Source organism: Streptomyces amritsarensis (genome assembly GCF_001953875.1).
GTDB classification, from domain to species: Bacteria; Actinomycetota; Actinomycetes; order Streptomycetales; family Streptomycetaceae; genus Streptomyces; species Streptomyces amritsarensis.
Map to the genome: position 1 here is coordinate 39,110 of NZ_MQUR01000042.1, position 21,215 is coordinate 60,324.

At 74.8% G+C, this 21,215-nt stretch carries 18 protein-coding genes and 1 riboswitch; of the genes, 5 read left to right on the forward strand and 13 right to left on the reverse strand.

Features of this window, described 5'->3' with window-relative positions:
* Nucleotides 1–65 precede the first annotated feature (65 nt).
* On the reverse strand, nucleotides 66–911 hold the full coding sequence (locus AVW11_RS18815; RefSeq protein WP_030847085.1) for a bifunctional 5,10-methylenetetrahydrofolate dehydrogenase/5,10-methenyltetrahydrofolate cyclohydrolase: 846 nt from the start codon (nucleotides 909–911) through the stop codon (nucleotides 66–68).
* An 89-nt stretch (nucleotides 912–1,000) separates the two neighbouring features.
* A riboswitch (ZMP/ZTP riboswitch) is annotated at nucleotides 1,001–1,104 on the reverse strand.
* Nucleotides 1,105–1,161: 57 nt separating this feature from the next.
* Between AVW11_RS18815 and AVW11_RS18820 the strand changes: the two genes are divergently transcribed.
* The gene (locus tag AVW11_RS18820; RefSeq protein WP_060177744.1) at nucleotides 1,162–1,923 is read left to right on the forward strand and encodes a methyltransferase domain-containing protein; all 762 of its coding nucleotides are present in this window, start codon (nucleotides 1,162–1,164) and stop codon (nucleotides 1,921–1,923) included.
* Nucleotides 1,924–2,138: 215 nt separating this feature from the next.
* Complete coding sequence (locus AVW11_RS18825; protein ID WP_030847081.1) at nucleotides 2,139–3,734, forward strand: RNA polymerase sigma factor; 1,596 nt, start codon at nucleotides 2,139–2,141, stop codon at nucleotides 3,732–3,734.
* 65 nt (nucleotides 3,735–3,799) lie between these two features.
* Here AVW11_RS18825 and AVW11_RS18830 read toward each other — a convergent pair whose 3' ends face one another.
* The 6 genes from AVW11_RS18830 to AVW11_RS18855 form a co-directional block, all read right to left on the reverse strand.
* Complete coding sequence (locus AVW11_RS18830; protein WP_076044839.1) at nucleotides 3,800–5,620, reverse strand: vWA domain-containing protein; 1,821 nt, start codon at nucleotides 5,618–5,620, stop codon at nucleotides 3,800–3,802.
* Nucleotides 5,617–6,678, reverse strand: a complete 1,062-nt coding sequence (locus AVW11_RS18835) for an ATP-binding protein (protein ID WP_076044841.1) — start codon at nucleotides 6,676–6,678, stop codon at nucleotides 5,617–5,619. The genes AVW11_RS18830 and AVW11_RS18835 overlap by 4 nt, the downstream gene beginning before the upstream one ends.
* Nucleotides 6,679–6,777: 99 nt before the next feature.
* On the reverse strand, nucleotides 6,778–7,212 hold the full coding sequence (locus tag AVW11_RS18840) for an SRPBCC family protein (RefSeq protein ID WP_060177742.1): 435 nt from the start codon (nucleotides 7,210–7,212) through the stop codon (nucleotides 6,778–6,780).
* A gap of 54 nt (nucleotides 7,213–7,266) precedes the next feature.
* Nucleotides 7,267–8,658, reverse strand: coding sequence for an amino acid permease (locus AVW11_RS18845; protein ID WP_060177741.1), 1,392 nt, complete (start codon nucleotides 8,656–8,658; stop codon nucleotides 7,267–7,269).
* A gap of 75 nt (nucleotides 8,659–8,733) precedes the next feature.
* A complete protein-coding gene (locus tag AVW11_RS18850) occupies nucleotides 8,734–11,001 on the reverse strand; it encodes a phage holin family protein (RefSeq protein WP_079250677.1) in 2,268 nt (755 codons plus the stop codon).
* Between the two features lie 214 nt (nucleotides 11,002–11,215).
* Nucleotides 11,216–11,620 (reverse strand): hypothetical protein, encoded by a 405-nt coding sequence (locus tag AVW11_RS18855; RefSeq protein ID WP_060177740.1) that lies wholly within the window; start codon nucleotides 11,618–11,620, stop codon nucleotides 11,216–11,218.
* Nucleotides 11,621–11,760: 140 nt separating this feature from the next.
* Between AVW11_RS18855 and AVW11_RS18860 the strand changes: the two genes are divergently transcribed.
* Together AVW11_RS18860 and AVW11_RS18865 are read left to right on the forward strand one after the other, a co-directional pair.
* Nucleotides 11,761–12,537, forward strand: a complete 777-nt coding sequence (locus AVW11_RS18860; protein ID WP_060177739.1) for an MBL fold metallo-hydrolase — start codon at nucleotides 11,761–11,763, stop codon at nucleotides 12,535–12,537.
* Entirely contained in the window at nucleotides 12,534–13,181 is a 648-nt protein-coding gene (locus tag AVW11_RS18865) for a DedA family protein (protein ID WP_076044843.1), read from the forward strand. Before AVW11_RS18860 ends, AVW11_RS18865 begins: the two co-directional genes overlap by 4 nt.
* A gap of 144 nt (nucleotides 13,182–13,325) precedes the next feature.
* Here the strand turns inward: AVW11_RS18865 and AVW11_RS18870 are convergent, their stop codons facing one another.
* The 3 genes from AVW11_RS18870 to AVW11_RS18880 all read right to left on the reverse strand — a co-directional run bounded on the left by AVW11_RS18870 (nucleotide 13,326) and on the right by AVW11_RS18880 (nucleotide 16,439).
* On the reverse strand, nucleotides 13,326–14,429 hold the full coding sequence (locus AVW11_RS18870) for an MBL fold metallo-hydrolase (RefSeq protein ID WP_060177738.1): 1,104 nt from the start codon (nucleotides 14,427–14,429) through the stop codon (nucleotides 13,326–13,328).
* A gap of 92 nt (nucleotides 14,430–14,521) precedes the next feature.
* The gene (locus tag AVW11_RS18875; RefSeq protein ID WP_076044845.1) at nucleotides 14,522–15,742 is read right to left on the reverse strand and encodes an aminotransferase class I/II-fold pyridoxal phosphate-dependent enzyme; all 1,221 of its coding nucleotides are present in this window, start codon (nucleotides 15,740–15,742) and stop codon (nucleotides 14,522–14,524) included.
* 124 nt (nucleotides 15,743–15,866) lie between these two features.
* Complete coding sequence (locus AVW11_RS18880; protein ID WP_060177736.1) at nucleotides 15,867–16,439, reverse strand: TIGR03086 family metal-binding protein; 573 nt, start codon at nucleotides 16,437–16,439, stop codon at nucleotides 15,867–15,869.
* A gap of 190 nt (nucleotides 16,440–16,629) precedes the next feature.
* Between AVW11_RS18880 and AVW11_RS18885 the strand changes: the two genes are divergently transcribed.
* A complete protein-coding gene (locus tag AVW11_RS18885) occupies nucleotides 16,630–17,460 on the forward strand; it encodes a methyltransferase domain-containing protein (protein ID WP_076044847.1) in 831 nt (276 codons plus the stop codon).
* Nucleotides 17,461–17,559: 99 nt separating this feature from the next.
* On the opposite strand, the gene AVW11_RS18890 is transcribed toward AVW11_RS18885, so the two are convergent.
* From AVW11_RS18890 to AVW11_RS18900, 3 genes are all read right to left on the reverse strand, one after another.
* Nucleotides 17,560–19,527 carry a DUF5107 domain-containing protein gene (locus AVW11_RS18890; protein WP_030855783.1) on the reverse strand — a complete coding sequence of 656 codons (1,968 nt, stop codon included), beginning with the start codon at nucleotides 19,525–19,527 and terminating at the stop codon, nucleotides 17,560–17,562.
* A gap of 58 nt (nucleotides 19,528–19,585) precedes the next feature.
* Nucleotides 19,586–20,491 (reverse strand): arginase family protein, encoded by a 906-nt coding sequence (locus tag AVW11_RS18895; protein WP_030855784.1) that lies wholly within the window; start codon nucleotides 20,489–20,491, stop codon nucleotides 19,586–19,588.
* Between the two features lie 82 nt (nucleotides 20,492–20,573).
* A complete protein-coding gene (locus AVW11_RS18900; RefSeq protein ID WP_030855785.1) occupies nucleotides 20,574–21,131 on the reverse strand; it encodes a GNAT family N-acetyltransferase in 558 nt (185 codons plus the stop codon).
* Nucleotides 21,132–21,215: the final 84 nt, after the last annotated feature.

Below are 21,215 nucleotides of genomic sequence, written 5' to 3' on the forward strand. Positions count from 1 at the left end.
GGCCGGGAGACGAACGGCGCCCCGGACCGGAGTCCAGGGCGCCGTTCGTCCGCCGGCCGGGTGGATCAGAGGTCCGCGAGGTCCAGCCCGGCCTGCGCCGCGGCGGCCTGCACGGTCTGCTCCAGCAGGACGGCGATGGTCATCGGGCCGACACCGCCCGGCACGGGCGTGATCAGCGAGGCCCGGGCCGCGGCCGACTCGAAGTGGACGTCGCCGACGTTGCCCTCGTTGTAGCCGGCGTCCAGGACGACCGCGCCCGGCTTGATGTCCTCGCCCCGGATGAACTCGGCCTTGCCGACGGCGGCGACCAGCACGTCCGCCTGCCGCACGATCGAGGACAGGTCCCGGGTGCGGGAGTGGCAGTAGGTGACGGTGGCGTTCTGCTCCAGCAGCAGCATCCCGGCCGGCTTGCCCAGGATCGCGCTGCGGCCGACGACCACGGCGTGCTTGCCGGTCAGGTCCACGTCGTACGCGGCGAGCAGGCGCATGATGCCGCCCGGGGTGCAGGAGACGAAGCCCGGCAGGCCGAAGCCCATGGCCGCGAAGGAGTGCATGGTGACCCCGTCCACGTCCTTGCCGGGGGCGATGGCCTCGAAGGCGGCACGCTCGTCGATGTGGTGCGGGACGGGGTGCTGGAGCAGGATGCCGCTGATCTCCGGGTCCTCGGACAGGGCCGTGATCGCCGCCACCAGCTCCTGCGTGGTGGTCGAGGCCGGCAGCTCCACGTGGCGGGAGGTGATCCCGGCCTTCGCGCAGCGGTTCTGCTTCATGCGGACGTAGGTGACGGAGGCGGGGTCCTCGCCGACGAGTACGGTCGCGAGGCAGGGCGCGGTGCCGGTGCGCTCGGTGATCTTCGCCGCGAGGGCGGCGGTCCGCTCAGAGATACGGCGGGCGAGGGCGGTGCCGTCCATCAGCCGGGCGGAGCCGGCGGCGGGGGCGGTCTGCTGGGCAGTCGTCACGGGGTCTCCTGAACGTCGCTGCGGTGCGCGGTGCGCGGATCGCGGTTCGCCCAGGCGCGCGGCAGTCGACGCCACCGGAGGTCCTCCGGTACGCCGGGCCGCTCCCCGGTGGTGATCCACCCGAACGCCAGTCACGGCCCGCCGACCACTGTAGTCGACCGAATCGGTGGTCGCCCGGCGCCCGACCTGCGACGATCAGTGTATGACGCGTACTTTCGACCATCTTGTCGCCGAGGCCGAGTCCGTGTCCGTGGACGGCTGGGACTTCTCCTGGCTCGACGGGCGGGCCACCGAGCAGCGTCCTTCCTGGGGGTACCAGCGCCTGATGGCCGAGCGCCTGGCCCGGGTCCGGTCCGCCCTGGACATCCAGACCGGTGGCGGCGAGGTCCTCGCCGGGTCCGGGCCCCTGCCTCCCCTGACGGTGGCCACGGAGTCCTGGCCGCCCAACGTCGAGCGGGCGACCCGGCTGCTGCACCCGCTGGGGGCGGTGGTGGTGGCGGACTCCGACGAGCCGCCCCTGCCCTTCGGCGACGAGGCCTTCGAGCTGGTGACCAGCCGGCACCCGGTGACCATCTGGTGGGACGAGATCGCCCGGGTGCTGACACCCGGCGGAACGTACCTCTCGCAGCAGGTCGGCCCGGCGAGCGTCTTCGAACTCGTCGAATATTTTCTCGGGCCCCAGCCGGAGGAGGTGCGGCGCGCCCGGCACCCCGACGACGCGGTCGCCGACGCCTCGAAGGCGGGCCTGGAGGTCGTGGACCTGCGCTCCGAGCGGCTGCGCACCGAGTTCCACGACATCGGAGCCGTGATCTACTTCCTGAGGAAGGTGATCTGGATGGTGCCCGGCTTCACGGTCGGGCAGTATCGGGACCGCTTGCGCGAGCTGCACGAACGGATCGAGCGCGACGGTCCGTTCGTCGCACACACCGCCCGCTTCCTGATCGAAGCCCGCAAAACGGGCTGACGCGCAGGGCGGACGGATCCGCGGCGGATCCGGTTGCCCGGCCGTAGCGTGGCGCAGGTCACTCAATTCAGCGCGTAACGAATCGACTCGGGCATGCGATGAACCGACAGGTGTCCTCGCGCGGCCCGGAATACAGACCCCCCTCGGGTCTGTTTCCCGAGTTCGCGCGATGATGTCCCGCCCACCCCATATTTGCTCGCAACGAGAGGCTCCTTGTGTCGCTCAGCCCGTCCCGTACGTTCCCTCCGGAGATCGCCGAATCCGAGGCCCTCGTCGCGCTCGTCGAGCGCGGCCGCGAGCAGGGTCACATCAACGGTGACGACGTGCGCCAGGCCTTCGAGGCCGGCCGCATCCCGGTGGACCAGTGGAAGCGGGTCCTGCGCAGCCTGAACCAGGTCCTCGACGAGGAGGGTGTCGCCCTTCACGTCAGCGCGGCCCCCGCCACCAAGGCTGCCGCGAAGAAGCCCCGCAAGGCTGCCGCCGCCCCCGCCCGCACCGTGGCCAAGAAGGCCGCCGCCGCGCCCCGCCCCATCGGTGCGCGCAAGACCGCGGCCCCCGCCGCGGCCGCCGCGGTCACGTCCACGGCCTCGGCGATATCCGCTCCGTCGGCCGCCGCGGCTGCGGAGGCGGCGCCGGCCGAGGCCGCCGCCGAGCCGAAGAAGCGCACGGTCAAGAAGACCGCCGCCAAGAAGACCGCGGTGAAGAAGACCGCCGCGGCGAAGAAGACCAGCGCCAAGGACGCCGACGAGGGCGACACCCCGGTCGTCGAGGGCGAGGACTGGGCGGCCGAGGACCTCGTCGACGAGGCCGAGGAGGAGGCCCCCAAGGCCGGCGCCCAGGGCTTCGTGCTGTCCGACGAGGACGAGGACGACGCCCCGGCGCAGACGGTCATGGTGGCCGGTGCCACCGCCGACCCGGTCAAGGACTACCTCAAGCTCATCGGCAAGGTGCCGCTCCTCAACGCCGAGCAGGAGGTCGAGCTCGCCAAGCGCATCGAGGCCGGCCTCTTCTCCGAGTACAAGCTCGAGGAGGAGGAGGACCACAAGCCCGCCTTCAAGCGCGAGCTGGAGATCCTCGTCGAGGACGGCCGCCGCGCGAAGAACCACCTGCTGGAGGCCAACCTCCGCCTCGTGGTCTCCCTCGCCAAGCGCTACACCGGCCGCGGCATGCTCTTCCTGGACCTGATCCAGGAGGGCAACGTCGGCCTGATCCGCGCCGTGGAGAAGTTCGACTACACCAAGGGCTTCAAGTTCTCCACGTATGCGACCTGGTGGATCCGGCAGGCGATCACGCGTGCCATGGCCGACCAGTCGCGCACCATCCGCATCCCCGTGCACATGGTCGAGATCATCAACAAGCTCGCCCGTGTGCAGCGCCAGATGCTCCAGGACCTGGGCCGCGAGCCCACCCCGGAGGAGCTGGGCAAGGAACTCGACATGACCCCCGAGAAGGTCATCGAGGTCCAGAAGTACGGCCGCGAGCCGATCTCCCTGCACACCCCGCTGGGTGAGGAGGGCGACAGCGAGTTCGGTGACCTCATCGAGGACTCCGAGGCCGTCGTGCCCGCGGACGCGGTCTCCTTCACCTTCCTGCAGGAGCAGCTCCAGTCCATCCTGGGCACCCTCTCGGAGCGCGAGGCGGGCGTGGTCTCCATGCGCTACGGCCTCAACGACGGCCAGCCGAAGACCCTCGACGAGATCGGCCGCGTGTACGGGGTCACCCGTGAGCGCATCCGCCAGATCGAGTCGAAGACCATGTCGAAGCTGCGCCACCCGTCGCGTTCGCAGGTGCTGCGCGACTACCTCGACTGATCCGGCTCCCGTACGAAGCCCCCGCTCCGCCGTCCGGCGGTGCGGGGGCTTCGTCGTGACGGCCGTCAGGCCAGGCGGAAGACCGGGCCCCTGGGGGTGAAGGGCAGGCAGGCGCCCTGGGGGATCAGGTAGGCGTGGTCGCGGCGGATGCGCAGGGTGTCGCACCAGCCGTCGGTGATCACCAGGAGCGGCGCCGCGGGCGGGAAGTCCTCGGCCCGCTGGAGCAGGTCGATGCCCGGCTGGAGCACCGTGCCGCCCCGGCCGCGGACCCGGACCCGGCCCGCGATCTCGGTCGGCGGGACGTAGCCGGCGTCGTACGGCGCCGCGTCGCAGAACACCACCCGCGCCGCCGGGACGTCGCGGGCCTCGGCGTACGAGGCGATCGCGCCCAGCGCCTTGCCGAGCAGGGCGGCGTTCATCGACCCGGAGGTGTCGAGGACCACGCCGAAGGTGCAGCGGGCCGTCTCCTCGGGCGGGTGGTACCGGCCCGCGCGCGGGATGTCCGGGGTCGAGGCCTGGCGGCGCGCCGGGCGGGCGTAGGACCGTACGGCCTCCGGCCTCGGGACGTACTCGTCGAACCAGCGGGCGAGCCGGGCGTCCCAGGGCACGGGCGGGTGGGCGAGGGCCCGGATCTCCTGGACGAGCCCGGCGGGCAGCAGCCCGCGCCCGCCCTGGACGTGCAGGTCGAAGCCCTGGACGAGGCCGCGCCGGTAGAAGTCGTCGAGGTCCGCGTACGGGCGCCCCGCGCCGTGCGCGAGGGGCTCGCCCAGGATGTCCCCCTTGCCCTTGCCGCGCAGGGTGGCCAGGCGCCGCATCCGGCGCAGGTCGGTGGCGATCCGGTCGTACACCTCCTCGACGGAGAGCCCGCGCAGCGCCGGGTCGTGCAGCAGCCCCTCGGGCATGCTGCCGATCCGCATCTGCACCAGCCAGTCGTTGACGACGTAGTCCGCGGCGACGTTGTGCAGGTACGGGTCGCGGCCGCCGCGGCGCTCACCGTGGCGCAGGGCGGCGTGCAGCATCTCGTGGGCCAGGATGAACCGCCACTCGTCGTCCTCGAAGGTGCGCAGCGGGTTGACGTAGATCTCCCCGGCGGTGGCGCTGACCGCGGCGACGGCGATGTCCTGGGCACGGGCCAGCTCGGCGTCGGCGACCACGGTCAGGCCGGCGCCGAGCCCGCCGAGCAGCGGGTACGAGGACACGAACCAGTTCAGGGCCCGGTCCCAGGGGCGCTGCTCCACCCGCTCGCCGGTGGTCCGGTCGCGGCGGCCGCCGGCGACGTCCATGGCGGCGGAGACGCTGCGGGTCAGGGCCGCGGCGAAGACGGTCTGCCAGTCGGGGACGGCGGTGCCGCGCCAGGCCCGCCAGGTGGTCAGGAGCTGGTCGGGGCCGTGTCCGGCGGTGCCGCAGTGCTCGTAGGCGGCCGGGATGCCGTCGCGGCGCCAGCGGGCGGCGAGCTCGTCCTCGTCGCCGCCCGGATATTCGGCGGGCAGGTCGTCGGGGGCGCGGCCGACCGGGAAGGTCAGCAGGAAGCGGTTGACGACCGCGCAGCGGGCGGCGAGGTCGTAGGGATCCGGCTGGGTGCGGTTGTCGTCCGGGGCGGCCGGGACGTGGCCGAAGCCGAGGTGGAGGAGGGCGTGGGCGAGGGTCCACGCCCACGTGCGGGGTTCGGCCCGACGGGTGGGGTGGACGTGGACGACGCCGTTGGAGGTGACGGCGGCCAGGCCCTGGGCCGGGGACTGCGGGCAGTCGGCCTCGCGGCAGATCGTGGCGTCGAGGGCGCCGAGGGCCGGGTTCTGCTTGACCAGGGCGAGGCCCTCGGCGAAGGCCTGGGTGGCCGGGTCGGGCTTGGCGGCGGTCTTCGCCCGGGCCTTCCCGCCGCGGCTCACCGGCGGGCCTCGACCAGCCGGGGCATGTCCCGGGCGGCCTCGATCAGGAACCATCCGGGCAGTACGGGCAGGCCGTCGGCGTCGTCGGCGATGACGGTCTGGGCGACCTCGACGGAGATCTCGGCGAGCTGGACCAGCAGCGACTTGAAGCGGTGGGTGTGCTGGCGCAGGGCGGGCGAGACGTGTTCCTTCTGCGCCGGGAGTTCCTTGAGCAGGCGGCCCCGGAAGGCCTCGGCGAGGTAGTAGAGCAGATCGCGGTCCTGGAGCCGGGTCGGCCAGGAGGCGTCGCCCTTCAGGATGGCCTCGATGCCGAAGGTGTGGCGGACGATCTTGGCGTAGCCGCAGAAGGAGACGGCGTGCGCGGGGGTGAGCGTGCCGTGGGCGACCACCTTGAGGGTCTGCTCGTCCAGCTCCGCGCCGAAGGAGTGCAGGGCGTCGGAGAGCATGTGCCAGGAGCGGGGGGTGGAGAAGGGCTCCTCGGTCTTGGGCGGCTGCGACCAGAGGTGGTCGGGGCGGTCGGTGAGGTAGTCGGTGACCCACGGGTGGATGTTGTGCTCGCCGGCCCACACCAGCCAGTCCTGTGCGGACGCCTGGAGGTGGACGTGGGTGAGGCGGTTGACCAGCGCGGAGGCGATGGGGCGGGCCAGTGCGTTGTCCGTGGCGCGGTTGCCGGCGCCGATGACGATGGAGCCGGCGGGCAGGTCGTAGGAGCCGATCCGGCGGTCGAGGATCAGCGAGTAGAAGGCCTTCTGGACGTCCGGGCTCGCGGCGTTGAGCTCGTCGAGGAAGAGGCAGTACGGCTCGTCGCGGGCGATGGCCGCGGGCGGGCAGAAGACGGAGCGGCCGTCGCGGATCTGCGGTACCCCGATCAGGTCCTCGGGGGCGAGCTGCGTGCCGAGGAGGCTGACGCACTCCAGACCGAGGGAGTCGGCGAACTTCCGTACGAGCGAGGACTTCCCGATGCCGGGCGCCCCCCAGAGGAACACGGGCCTCACGGTGGCGAGGCCCAGGAGCAGTTCGGGGATCTGGGCGGGGGTGACGGTGACGGCAGCCTGCACGGGCGGGGACGTCCTTCGGGGCGGGGCGGTGTGTGGTGCGGCCAGTGTGGCCGCACCACACACCGCCCGGCATCCGGTTTTCCGGGCACCCGCCCCGGTTCAGGTCTCCATGAGGTGCTTGAGCTTCTCCTCGTTCAGCGGCATCTCCTTGCGCGCGTACGGCTTCACGACGAGCGGTACGAGGACCCTGCCGATGCCGTGGCCCTCGAAGTCGAGGCTCAGGGTGAGCCGGGAGCGCGTGCCGTCGGCCAGCGGCTCGACGGTGCCCCGGACGTCGCCGCGGACCGGGCCGTCGATGCCGTGCAGGTGCCAGCTCCTGGGCGGGTCGTACTCGGTGAGCTCCATGGTCGTCGGGAACTCGCGGCGGCCGATCCGGCGCCGCACGGCGATGAGCGAGCCGACGGCCGGGTGCCCGGCGCCCCGGACGGACACGGCGCTCTTCTGCCACTCCGGCAGGTGGGCGGCGTCCGAGGCATAGGAGAAGACCTCTTCGGGACTGCGGTCGATCTCGATGCTTTCTCTGATCGCGGACATGGCGAACCTTTCGTGCCCCCTGAAAGGCGCTGTCCTTCCACGCTACCGCGCAGGTCAGGCGGCTGTCCGCTGCCTGCGGCCGGCCATCGCGGCGTAGACGGCGACGCCGGCGAAGAGGAAGAGCACGCCCTGGTAGACGGCGGCGTATCCGGAGCCGGCCACCAGCCACAGGGAGAAGCCGAAGGCCAGCACGGCGAGGACTCCGTCGCGGACCAGGCGCCCCCGTCGGACGCGGTCGCCCTGGCCGGAGAGCAGGAAGTAGATCTGTGCGGCGGTGGAGAGCAGGTAGGGGACGGTCGCGGTGAAGGTGGTGACGAGGACCAGGATCTCGAAGACGCCCTCGGAGCCGGCCGTGTAGTTGTACACGGTCAGGGCGGAGGCCAGAGAGGTGGTGACGACGACGCCGACGACCGGGACACCGCGCCGCTTCTTCTCGAAGGCCCGCGGGAACAGCCCGTCCTTGGCTGCGGCGTACGGGGTCTGGGCGCTGAGCAGGGTCCAGCCGTTGAGGGCTCCGGCCATCGAGACGACGGCGGCGCAGGCGACGAGGGTGCCGCCCCAGGTGCCGCCGAACATGGCGTCGACGGCGTCGGTGAAGGGGGCTTCGGAGGAGACCAGCTTCTCGTGGGCGACGAGGCCGAAGACGGAGAGGGTGCCGAGCAGGTAGACGACGGCCGCGCCAGTGGTGCCGAGGATCGTGGCCCGGCCGACGTTGCGGGCGGGGTCGCGGACCTCTCCGGCGCTGACGGCGGCCGACTCCACGCCGAGGTAGCTGAAGAGGAGGATCGCCGCCGAGGCGGAGAGCGCGCCGGCCGGGCTCTGGCCGGTGGCCTGGAACGGGCCGAGGTTGGCCGGGTCGAAGAAGAACAGGCCGCCCACGGCCACCAGCAGCAGCGGGGCGAACTTCAGCACGGTGGCGACGAGTTGGACTGCGCCGACGTAGCGGGTGCCGGCCAGGTTGGCGAGCGCCGGCAGCCACTGCATGGCCAGGGCCGCGAGGCACATGGACCACTTGTGCTCGCCGATGGCCGGGAAGAGGACGCAGAGGTAGCCGACGGAGGCGACGGCGAGCGCCGCGTTCGACACCCAGGAGGTTATCCAGTAGCTCCAGGCGGCGAGGAAGCCGGCGAAGTCGCCGAAGGCGGCACGGGCGTAGACGTACGGGCCGCCGGTCTGCGGGTGGCGGTGGGCGAGGCGGCCGAAGACGAGCGCGAGGGCGATCGCTCCGAGGGTGAGCACCGCGAAGGCGACGAGGCTGATGGTGCCGAAGGGCGCGACGGAGGCGGGGAGCAGGAAGATGCCGCCGCCGATGATGTTGCCCATGACCAGGCAGGTCGCGATGGGGAGGCCGAAGCGTCGGGCATGGGGGTCGCGGCCCTGCTCGGGGGATGCGGTGGCCTCGGGGGGTGCGGTGGCCTCGGCGGGCAGGGCTGCGGTGCTGGTCATCGGTGGTGCGCCTCGGGTCGTCTCACATGGTGGGCGGGTCGACACATGGTCGGCCACCGTGCGGGACGTACCAAATCAGCGGGTTTCGTCCCGTGCGGACAGGCCGCCGGAAGGAAGGATTCCGCCGATGGGGCCTTCCGGCGGGGAATTCTGCGGCCCCTCTCGGGAGGTCTCCCCTCCGGTCCCCTCCCCGCTCACCTGCGCGATCTCCTCCGCGCTCACCTGCGCGGTCTCCTGTTCGGTCTCCTGCGCGGGCGGGGCGGCCGCGTACCGGCCTGCGTCGCGGGACACGGCCCCGGCCGCCCACCTCTTCTTCCCCGGCGCCGCCACCGGCACCTGCGGGCCGTCCGCCTCCTCCAGCCAGCCCCGCAGTACCTGGTGGACGGCCTCCGCGCCGACCGGTTCCTCCCCCGGGTCCGACAGCTCCGCGGGCCACATCAGGAACGGGCGTCCCTGCTCCCCGCCCAGGCCGCCGTGCGAGCCGATCTGCTCCTCGAAGGCGTGCACCGCGCCCGTTTCCGGGTCGTACGCCGAATTCACCATGATGTCGGCCACGTGCGGGAAGGCGTCGGTCCGGCGGACAGCCTCGGCCGCGCCCGGGCCGAAGGCGGCCAGCAGCTCCTCCGCCTCGCCGGGCGCGTCCAGCCGGGCCTCGGCCCCGCCCGGGCCCAGCACCACCCCGTCCACCAGCAGGAAGCCGACACCGGGATGGTTCGCCAGGGTCGCCAGCAGCGCGGGGTGCATGCGCTCGATGCAGGCCCGGGAGGCCCGGCCGGGGACGTCCGGGAAGGAGATCAGGGCGAGGTTGCCGGATGCCAGCACCACCGGGTCGGAACCCGGCCCCGGCCGGGCCTCCTCGCCCTCCTCCACCGGACGGTGCAGGGCGGCGAGGACCGCCGCGCGGGCCTCGGCGCCGCTGCTCGTACGGCCCGCCTTGCGGGAGACGGGCAGTCCGCAGCCGGCCCGGACCAGGTCCTTCAGGGTCAGCCCGTACCGCGCCAGGAAGGTCTCCCCGGGGCTCTGGCCGTGGTCGGACAGCAGCACGATCCGGTAGGGGCGCGGTGCGTGCTCGGCGACCCGGGCGATCATCGCGAGACTGCGGTCGAGGCGTTCCAGCACCTGGTCGGTGTCCCGGCCGCGCGGGCCCGAATGGTGCGCGACCTCGTCGTAGGCGACGAGGTCGGCGTAGATGACGGAGCGCCCGGCGAGCATGTCGCCGATCACCGCCGCCACGACCACGTCCCGCTCGACCACGGTCGCGAAGGCCCGGATCAGCGGGTAGAGCCCGCCGCGTGAGACCCGCGGCCGGTCCCCGCGGATCCGGGCCCGCAGGGACTGCACGACCTCGCGGACCGCGTCGGCGACGAAGGACAGGGCCGTGCGGACGGCGTTGGCCGGATCGGAGAAGTACGCGAAGTAGCCGGAGCGGGACCGGTTGGCCCGGCCGCGCCGCGCCGAGACCGAGAGCACGAGCGCCAACTGGTCCGCGCCGCCGCTGAAGAGGTTGCCCCGGCTGGCCCCGTCGAGCGTGAGCAGTCCGCCGTCGCCGGTGCGCTCGATGGCCCGCCGCTGCAGTTCCGCGGCGCTGGTGGGCCGGTTGCAGACCATCACCTCGCGGGTGTCCTTCTCGTACCAGCGGAAGGCGGGCACGTCGAAGGTGGAGCCGTGCAGGATGCCGAGCTGGCTGGCGCCGGTCTGGCTCGACCAGTCCGTGCGCCAGGGCGTGACGCGGTGGCCGCGCTCCAGCCAGCCCGCGACGGTCGGCATCAGCGCGCTGTCGCAGGCCTCGCGCAGCACCTCGTGGCCGACCCCGTCGAGCTGGAGGACCAACAGCCCGGGCACGGCCGCCCCGGCCCGGGGCGCGGCCCCGGGGCCCTGCCGGCGGCGGCGCCGGTCGGCGAGCCGGTAGAGCCGGCGCCGGTACGCCTCGTCGTCGCGCACCGCCAGCGCGGTGGAGGTCGCCGAGGCCACCGCGGACATCACGGCGGCGACGACGACGGCGGTCTCGGGGGCGGCCTCGCCGCGCCCGTCGGGGATCAGCCTGAGCGCTATCAGCAGGAGCGAGCCGTTCAGGAAGAAGACGAGCAGCCCCAGCACGAGGGCGGGCACCAGCAGCAGGGCCCGCACCAGCAAGGGCCAGACGAGGGCGCTCAGCAGGCCGAAGGCGCCGGCGCCCCAGGCCGCGGTGAGGCCGATCTGCGTGATGCTGTCACCGTCGTCGGACTGGAGCCGGAAGTCCGGGAGGATCCCGGCCAGGGCGAGCATCGTGAGGGTGGACACCGCCCAGACGAGGACCACCCGCACCAGGGCGTTGCCCGTGCTCCGCCAGCGTCCTCGCCGCATCGTGCCACCCCCTGGGTCGTCTCCGCTTCCAGGCTCGCACAGCGGGGGCGGCACGGCCGGGCGCGCGGCTACGGCGTACGGGAGTGCGCGGCGGGCGGCCGGACCGGGGCCGTGACGGCCCGATGCGACCGGCGGGGCGGCGGGGTGGCGGTCAGGCGGGGCGGGCGCGACCGGCGGGCGGCCGGGCGGCGGGCGGCCGGGCGGCGGGCGGCGGTCAGGTGCCGTCGTAGCCTGCGGTCGGCATGGACAGCCGCCGGTGCACCTCGGCCTTCATCGCGGAGGTGTACAGGGGCTCTTCGTCCCCGGCGGTCTCCAGCCGTACGCCGCGCCGTGCGCACTCGGCGGTGAACTCCTCGACGCAGCGCAGTGCGCGGGCCAGAACGCGCTGGTTGGCGGCGACGAAGAGGTCGACCCGCCCGATGGCTATCTCGGACCAGAACCCGCAGTGGTCCGCACGCATCCCGTAGACCAGCAGCTGTTTGGTCACCACGTAGCCCCGGTCGGCCGCCCAGCGTGCGCATACGGCGTGCTGCCCGCGGGTGTCCACGGCGAAGGGGTCGGCGTCCAGGTCTTCGAGCGGGGCCAGGCTGGCGATCGCGGCCACGCGCAACTCTTCCATGCCGCCGGACCCTACTCCGATCCGCCGCCCGAGAGGAGGGGCTGCCGGGTTCGGATTACGACGCGGTGGGGGGAGCCCGGGCCCGGCATGATGGGTAGGACACCCCGAGGCCGGCGGGACGGCGAGGGAGGGAGGGCCTGGTGCCGGTGGAGATCACCTGGTGGGGCCATGCGACGTGCACCGTCGAGGATGCCGGGGTGCGGCTGCTGACGGACCCGTTGTTCACGCGGCGGCTCGCGCACCTGCGGCGGCGGCGCGGGGTGCTCCCGCCGCCCGAGGCGGCGGTCGCGGACGTGGTGCTGGTGTCGCACCTGCACGCGGACCACCTGCACCTGCCGTCGCTGGGGCGGCTCGCGCCCGGCACCCGGCTCGTGGTGCCGCGGGGGGCGCCGCGGGCGGTTCCCGGGCTGGCCCGGCTCGCCGGGCTGCGCGGGCTGACGCTGACGGAGACCGCGCCGGGTGAGGAGGTCCGCGTGGCCGGGGGTGTGGTGGTCCGGGCGGTCAGCGCCCGGCACGACGGACGGCGGCTGCCCTTCGGGCCGCACCGGGCGCCGGCGCTCGGATACGTGGTCCTGGGCTCCGCACGGACGTACTTCGCCGGGGACACGGGGCTATTCGACACGATGGCCGAGGAGGTCGGACCGGTGGACGTGGCCCTGCTGCCGGTGGGCGGCTGGGGTCCCTACCTGGGGCCGGGGCACCTGGACGCCGGGCGGGCGGCGCGCGCGCTGGCGCAGCTGGCGCCTGCGGCGGCGGTGCCGGTCCACTACGGGACGTACTGGCCGGTGGGGATGGACGCGGTGCGGCCGCACGAGTTCCACGCGCCCGGCGGGGAGTTCGAACGGCGCGCCCGGCAGTTGGCGCCCGAGGTGTGCGTGCGGGTACCGGGGCACGGTGAGCGGGTGCGGCTGCCGTGACGCTCCGCGACCTCACGGCGGCGGCAGCGGCGGCGGCCGCGGGCGCCGGCCAGGTGCCGCCGGAGACGACCCAGCAGGCGGTGGGTTATCCGGCGCTGTTCGTGCTGGTGGCGCTGGGGGCGCTCGTGCCGGTGATTCCCACCGGGGCACTGGTGAGTTCGGCGGCGGTGGTGGCGTTCCACCACCAGTCGCCGTACGGGGTGCTGCTGGTGTTCGCGGTGTCGGCGCTGGCGGCCTTCACCGGGGACCTGGCGCTGTACTGGCTCGGGCAGCGCGGGGTGCGCTCCCGCAACGGCTCGCGGTGGCTGGCGGCGTTGCGCGGGCGGGCCACGCCCGAGCGCCTGGAGCAGGCCCAGACCCGGCTGGACGAGCACGGGGTGACGGTGCTGGTGCTGTCCCGGCTGGTCCCGGCGGGCCGGATCCCGGTGATGCTGGCCTGCCTGCTGGCCGAGCTGCCGCTGCGCCGGTTCGCCCGCGGCGACGGCCCCGCGTGCCTGGCCTGGGCGGCCACGTACGGGCTGATCGGCATCGTGGGCGGCTCGCTGTTCTCGGAGCCGTGGAAGGGCGTGGCCGCGGCGGTCGGCCTGGCCCTGCTGATCAGCGCGGGCCCGGCGGCCTGGCGCCGACTGCGGCGGAGCCCTTAGGGGGCGTCGTGCCGGCCGTGCCCCGGCCGGGCGGACGGGGGCGGGCGCGCCGGCCCCGGCACCACCGGGAGAGCGTCCGGGAGCCCCGGATGGCTGCGGCAGGGGCGGGTGCTGCGGGAACGGGACCGGGCCGGCGAAGTACCGCTAAGGGCTGTCCCGGCCCGGGCCCGGAGGGGGGTCCGGGTCCGGCAGGGTGCGGGAGGCGCCGACCGGGAGGTCCCAGAGGTCTTCGCGGGGCAGTCCCGAGCGGGACCAGGCGGCCAGGGTGCGGTGCAGGGGCTCCATGACGGGCTCGGCGGAGAGCACGAAGGCGGCCCAGTGCATGGGGGCCATCCTGCGGGCGCCGAGGTCGAGGCAGGCCTGGACGGCCTCCTCCGGGTCGGCGTGGACGTCGCCGAGCCACCAGCGCGGGGCGTACGCGCCGACCGGCAGCAGGGCGAGGTCGATGCCGGGGTGGCGGCGGCCGATCTCGCGGAACCAGCGGCCGTAGCCCGTGTCCCCCGCGAAGTAGACCTTACTCGGCACCGGGCTCAGCGTGTCGGTGAGGATCCAGCCGCCCCACAGGGACCGGCAGGTGTCGATCAGGGACCGCTTCGACCAGTGGTGGGCGGGGACGAACTCGAAACGCACGCCGCCCAGTTCGGCCGCTTCCCACCAGTCGAGGTCGGTGACCCGGGTGAAGCCGCGGCGGCGGAACCAGCCCGCGAGGCCCGCCGGGACGAAGAGGGCGGTGTCCCGGGGCAGCCGCCTGAGGGTGGGGGCGTCGAGGTGGTCGTAGTGGTTGTGGCTGATCACGACCGCGTCCACCGGCGGCAGGTCCTCCCAGCGCACCCCGACGGGCGTCAGCCGGGACGGGGTGCCGAGGATCCGCCGGGACCAGACGGGGTCGGTCAGTACGGTCAGCCCGCCGGTCCGCACCACCCAGCTGGCGTGCCCGGCCCAGGTGACGGACACCGCGCCGGGGGCCGTGGCCGGCAGCGGACCCGGCGCGTACGGCAGGTCCGGGATGCCGCGCAACCCTTCGGGCCCGGGCCGGAAGGCGCCCTCGCGGGCGAGCCGGGCGAAGGCGCGGACACCGGGCAGCGGGGTGGTCAGCCGGTCGGCGAACGAGCGGGGCCAGCGGCGGTGTTCGCCGAGGGGGCGGGGGGCGGACGGGCGCGGGGCCGGCCGGCCGGCGGACCGGCGGACGGGCCCCGCGGAGGGGGCGGCCGGGGCGGGTGCGGGGGCGGCGTCCGTCCGGTCGCTCATCGGGAGGTCTCCGTTCACCGTGGTCGCGGGTACGGGGTGCGGTCGCGGGTGCGGTCGCGGGGTCGCGGCGGGCCGGGTGGCCCGGTGGGGGGTCAGGCCAGTTCGGCCAGGACCGCTCCGAGCAGGTCCAGGGAGCTGCGCACGTGCGGCAGTTCGAGCGGGTCGCGGGCGGTGAGCACGGCCAGCCGCTCCTCGGGCGTGGCACCGAGCAGCGGCCCGGTGGACAACCTGACGCGCAGTGCGCCGAGTTCGTCCGCGAACCGCTGCCCACCGGGGGTGGGCGCGCCGAGTCGGCCGCCGAGCCAGTCCTCCAGTTCCATGGCGTCGCCGACGCCGTGCCGGGCGAGTCCGGCGCGCAGCGGGGTGAGGTCGGCGTAGAGGTGGCGTCCGGCCTGCGGGGGCCTGGCCAGGGCTCCCGCCGCGCGGATCTCGCGGTGTGCGGCGGCGGCCACCAGCCCGTGCAGGCGGGCGGCCTCGAACGCGCGGGCGGCGACGGCGTCGGGTTCGTCGAGGGCGTGCGCGGCGGCTCCGGCGACGGGGCCGGCGACCACGGCGCCGGTGGCGGTGAGGACGTCGAGGGTGCCGGCGCGCAGCCGGGCCCCGTGCGGGGTGCCGGGGAAGCGGACCACGGCGGCGGGCCAGCCGGCCGGCAGCAGCGCGCCGGACAGGTCGACGAGGACCGCCGCCTGGTCGGGCAGCATTTCGGCGGGGCTCAGGACGAGGTCGTCGTGGGGCCGGTGGACGGTGTCGCGCCAGCTCTCGTCGCTGACGACGAACAGCCCGGCGGACTCGGCGGCCTCGCACGCCTCCCGTACGAGCTCGGGCGGCGGGACGGTCGCGGTCGGGTCGTCGGCCACCGACAGCAGCAGCACCCGAGGGTCGCCGCCCTCGGCACGCACCCGCCGTACGGTCTCCAGCAGGGCGTAGGGGTCCGGTACGCCGCCGCACTCGGCCGGGGTCGGCACATGGTAGGCCCGCCTCCCGAGCAGCCTGACCTGCGGGGTCCACCAGGCGGGGCAGGGCCGGGGCAGCATCACGTCGCCGCCGCAGGCCCCGAGGAGGGCCAGGAGCAGCGAGGGGGCGCCCGGTCCCGCCGCCACGTCCTGCGGTGAGGCGGCGAGCCCGCGCCGGCCCCAGTACCGGCAGGCCGCCTCGCGCAGCGACGCCCCGCCGCCCGGGGGCTGCGGGGAGGAGCGTCCGGCGGCCGCGCCGAGTACGGAGACCAGTTCGGCGAGGACGGGCAGGCCGGGCTGCGGCGCGGGCGGGCCGTAGCGGACCGGGCCGCGGCCCTCCGCCGTCGTCGTGCGCTGCATCCCCGCCACCGCTGTCCGCCTTCCGCGTTCGTCGCGCCGCGCTCCGCCAGCCCTGACCTTTATACGATTATTTAGCCGCATATGCCCGTTGTCGCACGCCATCGCCCTCCCGGACCCTCGGGCGTCAGCCCTTCCGCCCCACCATCGCGAGCAGCCGGGTCTGCGCGTCCGCACCCGCGGGCACCTCCACCGGCTCCGCGTACATGCCGCCGGCCGCGAGTGCGCCGGCGTACGGCATGACCTCCTTGATCGAGAACTCGACGAGGGTGTCGGGCAGCCGGTCGTCGGCCCCGATGCCGCGGCAGAGGTCCCAGGTGTGCACGACGCAGTCGGCGGTCAGCTCCGCGCAGTACGCCGACCCGAGCGCGGGCCCGTACGAGAGCCGCACGGTCCGCTCCAGCGCACCGGACGCGGCGAAGGCGGCGCGCGCGGCGTCCGAGGCCCTGTCCCACGCGGCGACCGGGTCGTCGCCCAGCACGTCCCCGGAGAACGCGTCGCCGAGCTCCTCGACGGTGCGGCCCTCGGTGATCAGCGGCGGGATCCAGAGCTGCTCCGCGGTGACGTGGTTGACCAGGTCCCGCACCGTCCACTGCGTGCACGGGGTGGGTGCGCCCCACTGGTCGCCCCGCACGGCGCGCACCCGCTCGCCGAACAGGCGCAGCGCTTCGGCGTGCCGTTCGAGCAGCGTGTCGGACATGGCTCCCACCGCCCTCCACCGGGGGTGACGCCCCCTGGTGCAACTCTCCTCGCCGACGCCCCGCCCTGCCACCGGCCCGCCCAAACCCCCTGCAGGACAAGGATGGTGTCCACATGTCAAAACACATATCTCGGATGTCGAACTGATCGCCTACGGTGGTGCCCACGCTTCGACGAGGAGGGGTACGGCCATGGACGCCACGAACGCCGCCAAGGAGACCGCCGTCTACACGCACGGCCACCACGAGTCGGTACTGCGCTCGCACCGCTGGCGCACGGCCGAGAACTCCGCCGCCTACCTGATCGGCGAGCTGCGCCCGGGCCTGTCGGTGCTGGACGTCGGCTGCGGCCCGGGCACCATCACGGCGGACCTGGCCGAGCTGGTCGCACCGGGCGGCCGGGTCACCGCCGTCGACGCGGCCGAGGACGTCCTGTCGCAGGCCCGGGCCCAGGTGGCGGAGCGCGGCCTGGACGGCGCCGTGTCCTTCGCCGTCGCGGACGTGCACGCCCTGGACTTCCCGGACGGCTCCTTCGACGTGGTCCACGCCCACCAGGTGCTCCAGCACGTCGGGGATCCGGTACGGGCGCTGCGCGAGATGCGGCGGGTGTGCCGGCCGGGCGGGGTGGTCGCCGCGCGGGACGCCGACTACGCGGCGATGACGTGGTACCCGGCGACGCCGGGGCTGGACGAGTGGCTGGACCTGTACCGGCGGGTGGCCCGCGCCAACGGCGGCGAACCGGACGCGGGCCGCCGGCTGCGGGCCTGGGCCCGGCAGGCCGGCTTCACGGACGTGGCCTCCTCGGCCACCGCCTGGTGCTTCGCCACCCCGGAGGAGACGGCGTGGTGGTCCGCCCTGTGGGCCGACCGGACGGAGGCCTCCTCGTACGCGGGCATCGCCGTCCGCGGCGGCCACGCGACGACCGGCGAGCTGGAGGCGGCCGCGCAGGCCTGGCACGCCTGGGGCACCGACCCGGACGCCTGGTTCTCGGTCCTGAACGCCGAGATCCTGTGCCGGGCCTGACCCCGGCGTAAGCGTGCCGGCGGCGGATCCGCCGCCCGCGGGCGGGGGACGCGGGCGGGGGATGCAGGCGGGGGACGCGGGCGGGGGACGCGGGCGAGTTCAGACCGGCGGCCGCATCCGGAAGTCGTAGCGGGCGGGCAGCGGGCAGTCGGTGAGGGCGGCCCACACCTCGGACAGGGTCTCCTCGCCCTCCCGCAGGTCGGGGAGTTCGAAGCCGTCCTCGAAGACCCGGCGGGCCGCACGCACATGGCCCTCCGCCGCGAGCAGCCGGGCCGCCAGCAGCCGGAAGCGGCCACGCTCGCGCAGGGCCGGCCGGAGCCGGTCCCAGACGGCCCGGGCCTCGGGCAGCCGGCCCGCAGTGAGGAGCGCGGCCATCGCCTCCTGGCCGAGGGCCGACTCCGCGGCCGTCCACGGCTCACCCCCGGGGCTCTCCACCGCCAGGTCCTCGAAGGCCGCCGCGAATCCGTCCGCGGCCCGCGCCGCATCGCCCGCCAGCGCGTCCGCCACCGCCAGACAGCGCAGCAGCGGCCACCGCGACGGGGCGAGCGCCAGCCCGCGCTCCCAGCTGCGGACCGCCTGGGCGGTGTCGCCCGCGTGCCACTGCGCCACCCCCAGGTGGTACTCCGTCAGCGGATCGGCGGGAGCCGTCTCCAGCATGTCCCGCCAGTGCGGGGCGACCAGGCTCGGGCCCGGCGGGACCACCCGGCGCGGGGCGGGCAGGACGCCCGTGCGCCACAGCTCCAGCCACGGCGCCTGCTCCTCGCCCAGCGTGGACTCCTCGAAGGGCGTGCCCGGCAGCCGGTGGCCGGCGCACAGCACCTCCAGCGCCCCCCACCCCGAGCCGACCGCCAGCCGCTCCCCCGGTTCGGTGTCGGCGCTGCCGCGCCACGCCTCGTACGCCGCGTCCACGCGCTCCCGCGGAAGTACGGCCTCCAGGGCGTCCTGCGCCGCGCCGCGGGCCGCCGCCCAGTCCGCGCCGTGCACCGCCGAAGGCTCCGCCGACAGCGGCCCGTACGCCTCCAGCCAGCTGAACTCCGCCCCGCCCTCCAGCCGTACGTGCTCCAGCTGGGTCCGGGCCAGCCCCGCCTGGATCTCCGCGTAGCCGCCCGTGCCCGGCTCGGTCAGCCACTCCTGCCAGCGCCGGCCGCCGCCGCCCGCACCCCACACGAACAGCTTGCGCCCCCGCAGCCGTGCGGTGGAGGTCTGTACGAGGCCCTCCCCGTCGGCGTCCAGGGAGGCGATCCAGGGCCGGGCCCCGTCCGGGACCTCGTAGAAGAAGTCGGCCGGGTACTCGCTGCGCAGCGGGTACGTGCGGTCCGCTGCCTCCCACCGCGGCACCGGGACGCGGCGCAGCGCCCGTTCGTACCCGAAGTGCCAGGCCTCGTCGGCGGGGGCCAGGACCCGGCTGCCCGCGTCCTCCGGGACGGCGGTGTTGGACCACCAGTAGACGGGTGCGGGCCGCTCGTGGGGGTTGCGCACGCGGACGCCGACGTACAGGAACCGCGAGTCCCCGGGCAGCCACAGGTCGACCTGGAACGGCAGGTCGCGCAGCCGCTCCCACTCCCACAGCCGGACCATCGCACCGCCGTCCGGGGCGGGGACCAGGGCGGCGTGCAGCGGGGTGCAGGACAGGGTGGTGTGGCCGGTCGCGCCGGTGTTCCACTCGATGCCGCCCGAGAACCAGGCGCCGTTCAGCGCGAAGTTGGCGGGCTGGAACACCGGGTTTCGGTAGAGCAGTTCGCGTCCGGTCGGCAGGTGGACGAGCGAGTGGACGCGCCCGCCCAGGCCGGGCAGCACCGTGACCCGCAGGTGCTCGTTCTCGAGGACGACGGCCTCGAACTCCCGCTCCGCGCGCTCCCGCCCGTACCCGTCGCGGATCCGTACGGGCAGCAGCGAGCGCAGCGGCTCGTACCGGATCTGCCGGGCCATGTCGCGCGGCAGGCCGTCGCGGGAGCGCTCGTCCAGGACGTGCGCCCCGTCGGGCGCGCGCAGGGCGGGCAGCGGGTTGTCGGAGCCCAACGGGGCTGCGGGGAGGGTCAGTACGGCACGTCGGACGGTGGTGGCCATGGGGAAATGGAACACGCCACGGCGGCCGGTGCACAGGGGTTCACCGGATCACCACCGGTCAGGATGACGCAAAGGCACCCGCCACCAGGTCCGCGAGGAGCGCGCCCGCACGGCCGTCCGGGTCGAGGTCCGGGTCGTAGACGGTGACGTTCAGCCCGACGCAGCGCGGTGACCCCACCAGTACGCCCAGCAGTTCGGCGAGCTCCTCGGGCAGCAGGCCGCCGGGGTCGGGGCTGTCCACGGCGGGCATCACCTTCGGGTCGAGCACGTCGGCGTCCAGGTGCACCCAGAATCCGTCGGCCACCGGCGGGTGCAGGCCCTCCAGCGCGGAGCGTGCGACGGCCGCCGCGCCCCGGCGGCGGATCTCGCCGACGGTGGCGGCGAAGATCCCGGCCTCCGCCAGCTCGAGGAGGTCCGCGTCCCCGTCGCGGATCCCGAACAGCCGGACGTCCTCGTCCCGCAGGTACGGCGCGAGGCCCTCCAGGTCGCTGAGCGAGGCCTGCCCGCGACCGGTGGCCAGGGCCAGCTCCTCGCCGGCCGCGGCCCCGACGGGCCCGTTGACGGCGGTGTTGCCCGGGTGGCGGAAGTCGGCGGAGCCGTCGACGGCGGCCAGACCGTAGCGGCCGGTGCGGCGCATGGCGAGCGACGCGCCGAGCTGGATGGAGCAGTCCCCGCCGAGGACGACGGGGAACTCCCCGGCCCGCAGGTGGCGTTCGATCCGGTCGGCGAGGGCGACCGTGTACGCGGCGAGCGCGTCGGCGTTGAAGACGCCGTCGCCCTCCGTCCAGTCGCCGCGGTCGTAGCGGGGCGGTACCACGACACCGCCTTCGCGGGCGCCGAGCCTGCTCAGCAGGCCCTGCTCGCGCAGGGCGCCCGCCAGCTTGTAGACACCGGGGACGGTCCCGGGCGCGGGCGGCCGCAGACCCAGGTTGGACGGGGCGTCGAGCAGTACGAGGGTGCGCATCCCCCCATCCTGCGCGATGCGGCGCGGCGGCGGGAGGCCCCCGGCCCGCGGCGTCCGCCGGCAGGGGAAGGCGACGCCCGCGTCATCGGGCGCGCGGCATCCCGGCGGTGAGGGCCCAGCGTTCGTGGTCGCGCCAGGCGCCGTCGACCTGGAGGAAGTCGGGGGACAGGCCCTCCAGCCGGAAGCCGGCGCCGCGGACCAGGGCGATCGAGGCGGTGTTGCCGGGCTGGATGTTGGCCTCCAGGCGGTGCAGGCCGAGGCCTTCGGCGGCGGGGGCGAAGGCGTGGTCGAGGGCCAGGGCGAGGGCTTCGCGCAGGAGCCCGCGGCCGGCGGCGTGCGCGAAGGCCCCGTAGCCGAGGGCCCCACACTGGAAGGCGCCCCGCACGATGTTGTTCACGTTGACGAATCCGGCGAGGGCGCCGGTGCCGAGCTCGCACACCAGGAACCCGGCGCGGGCGCCGCCCTCGGTCAGCCGCGCCGCGTAGGGCTCGTACTCCTCGACGGTGGCGGGCGGGTACAGCCAGGGGCGGTGCAGGTCCCGGCTCTCGCGGACGCGTGCGGTGAACTCGGGCCCGTCGGCGAGCCGGTAGGGCCGCAGGCCGACCCGGTCGCCCTCCCGGACGTAGCTGGAAAAGGTCATCGCGCCAGGCTAAGGGCTGTCCCGTAATCCCCGGTGGATCAGCGCACGGCGTCAGATGCGGTGCATCGCAAGGCGGAGGGGCGT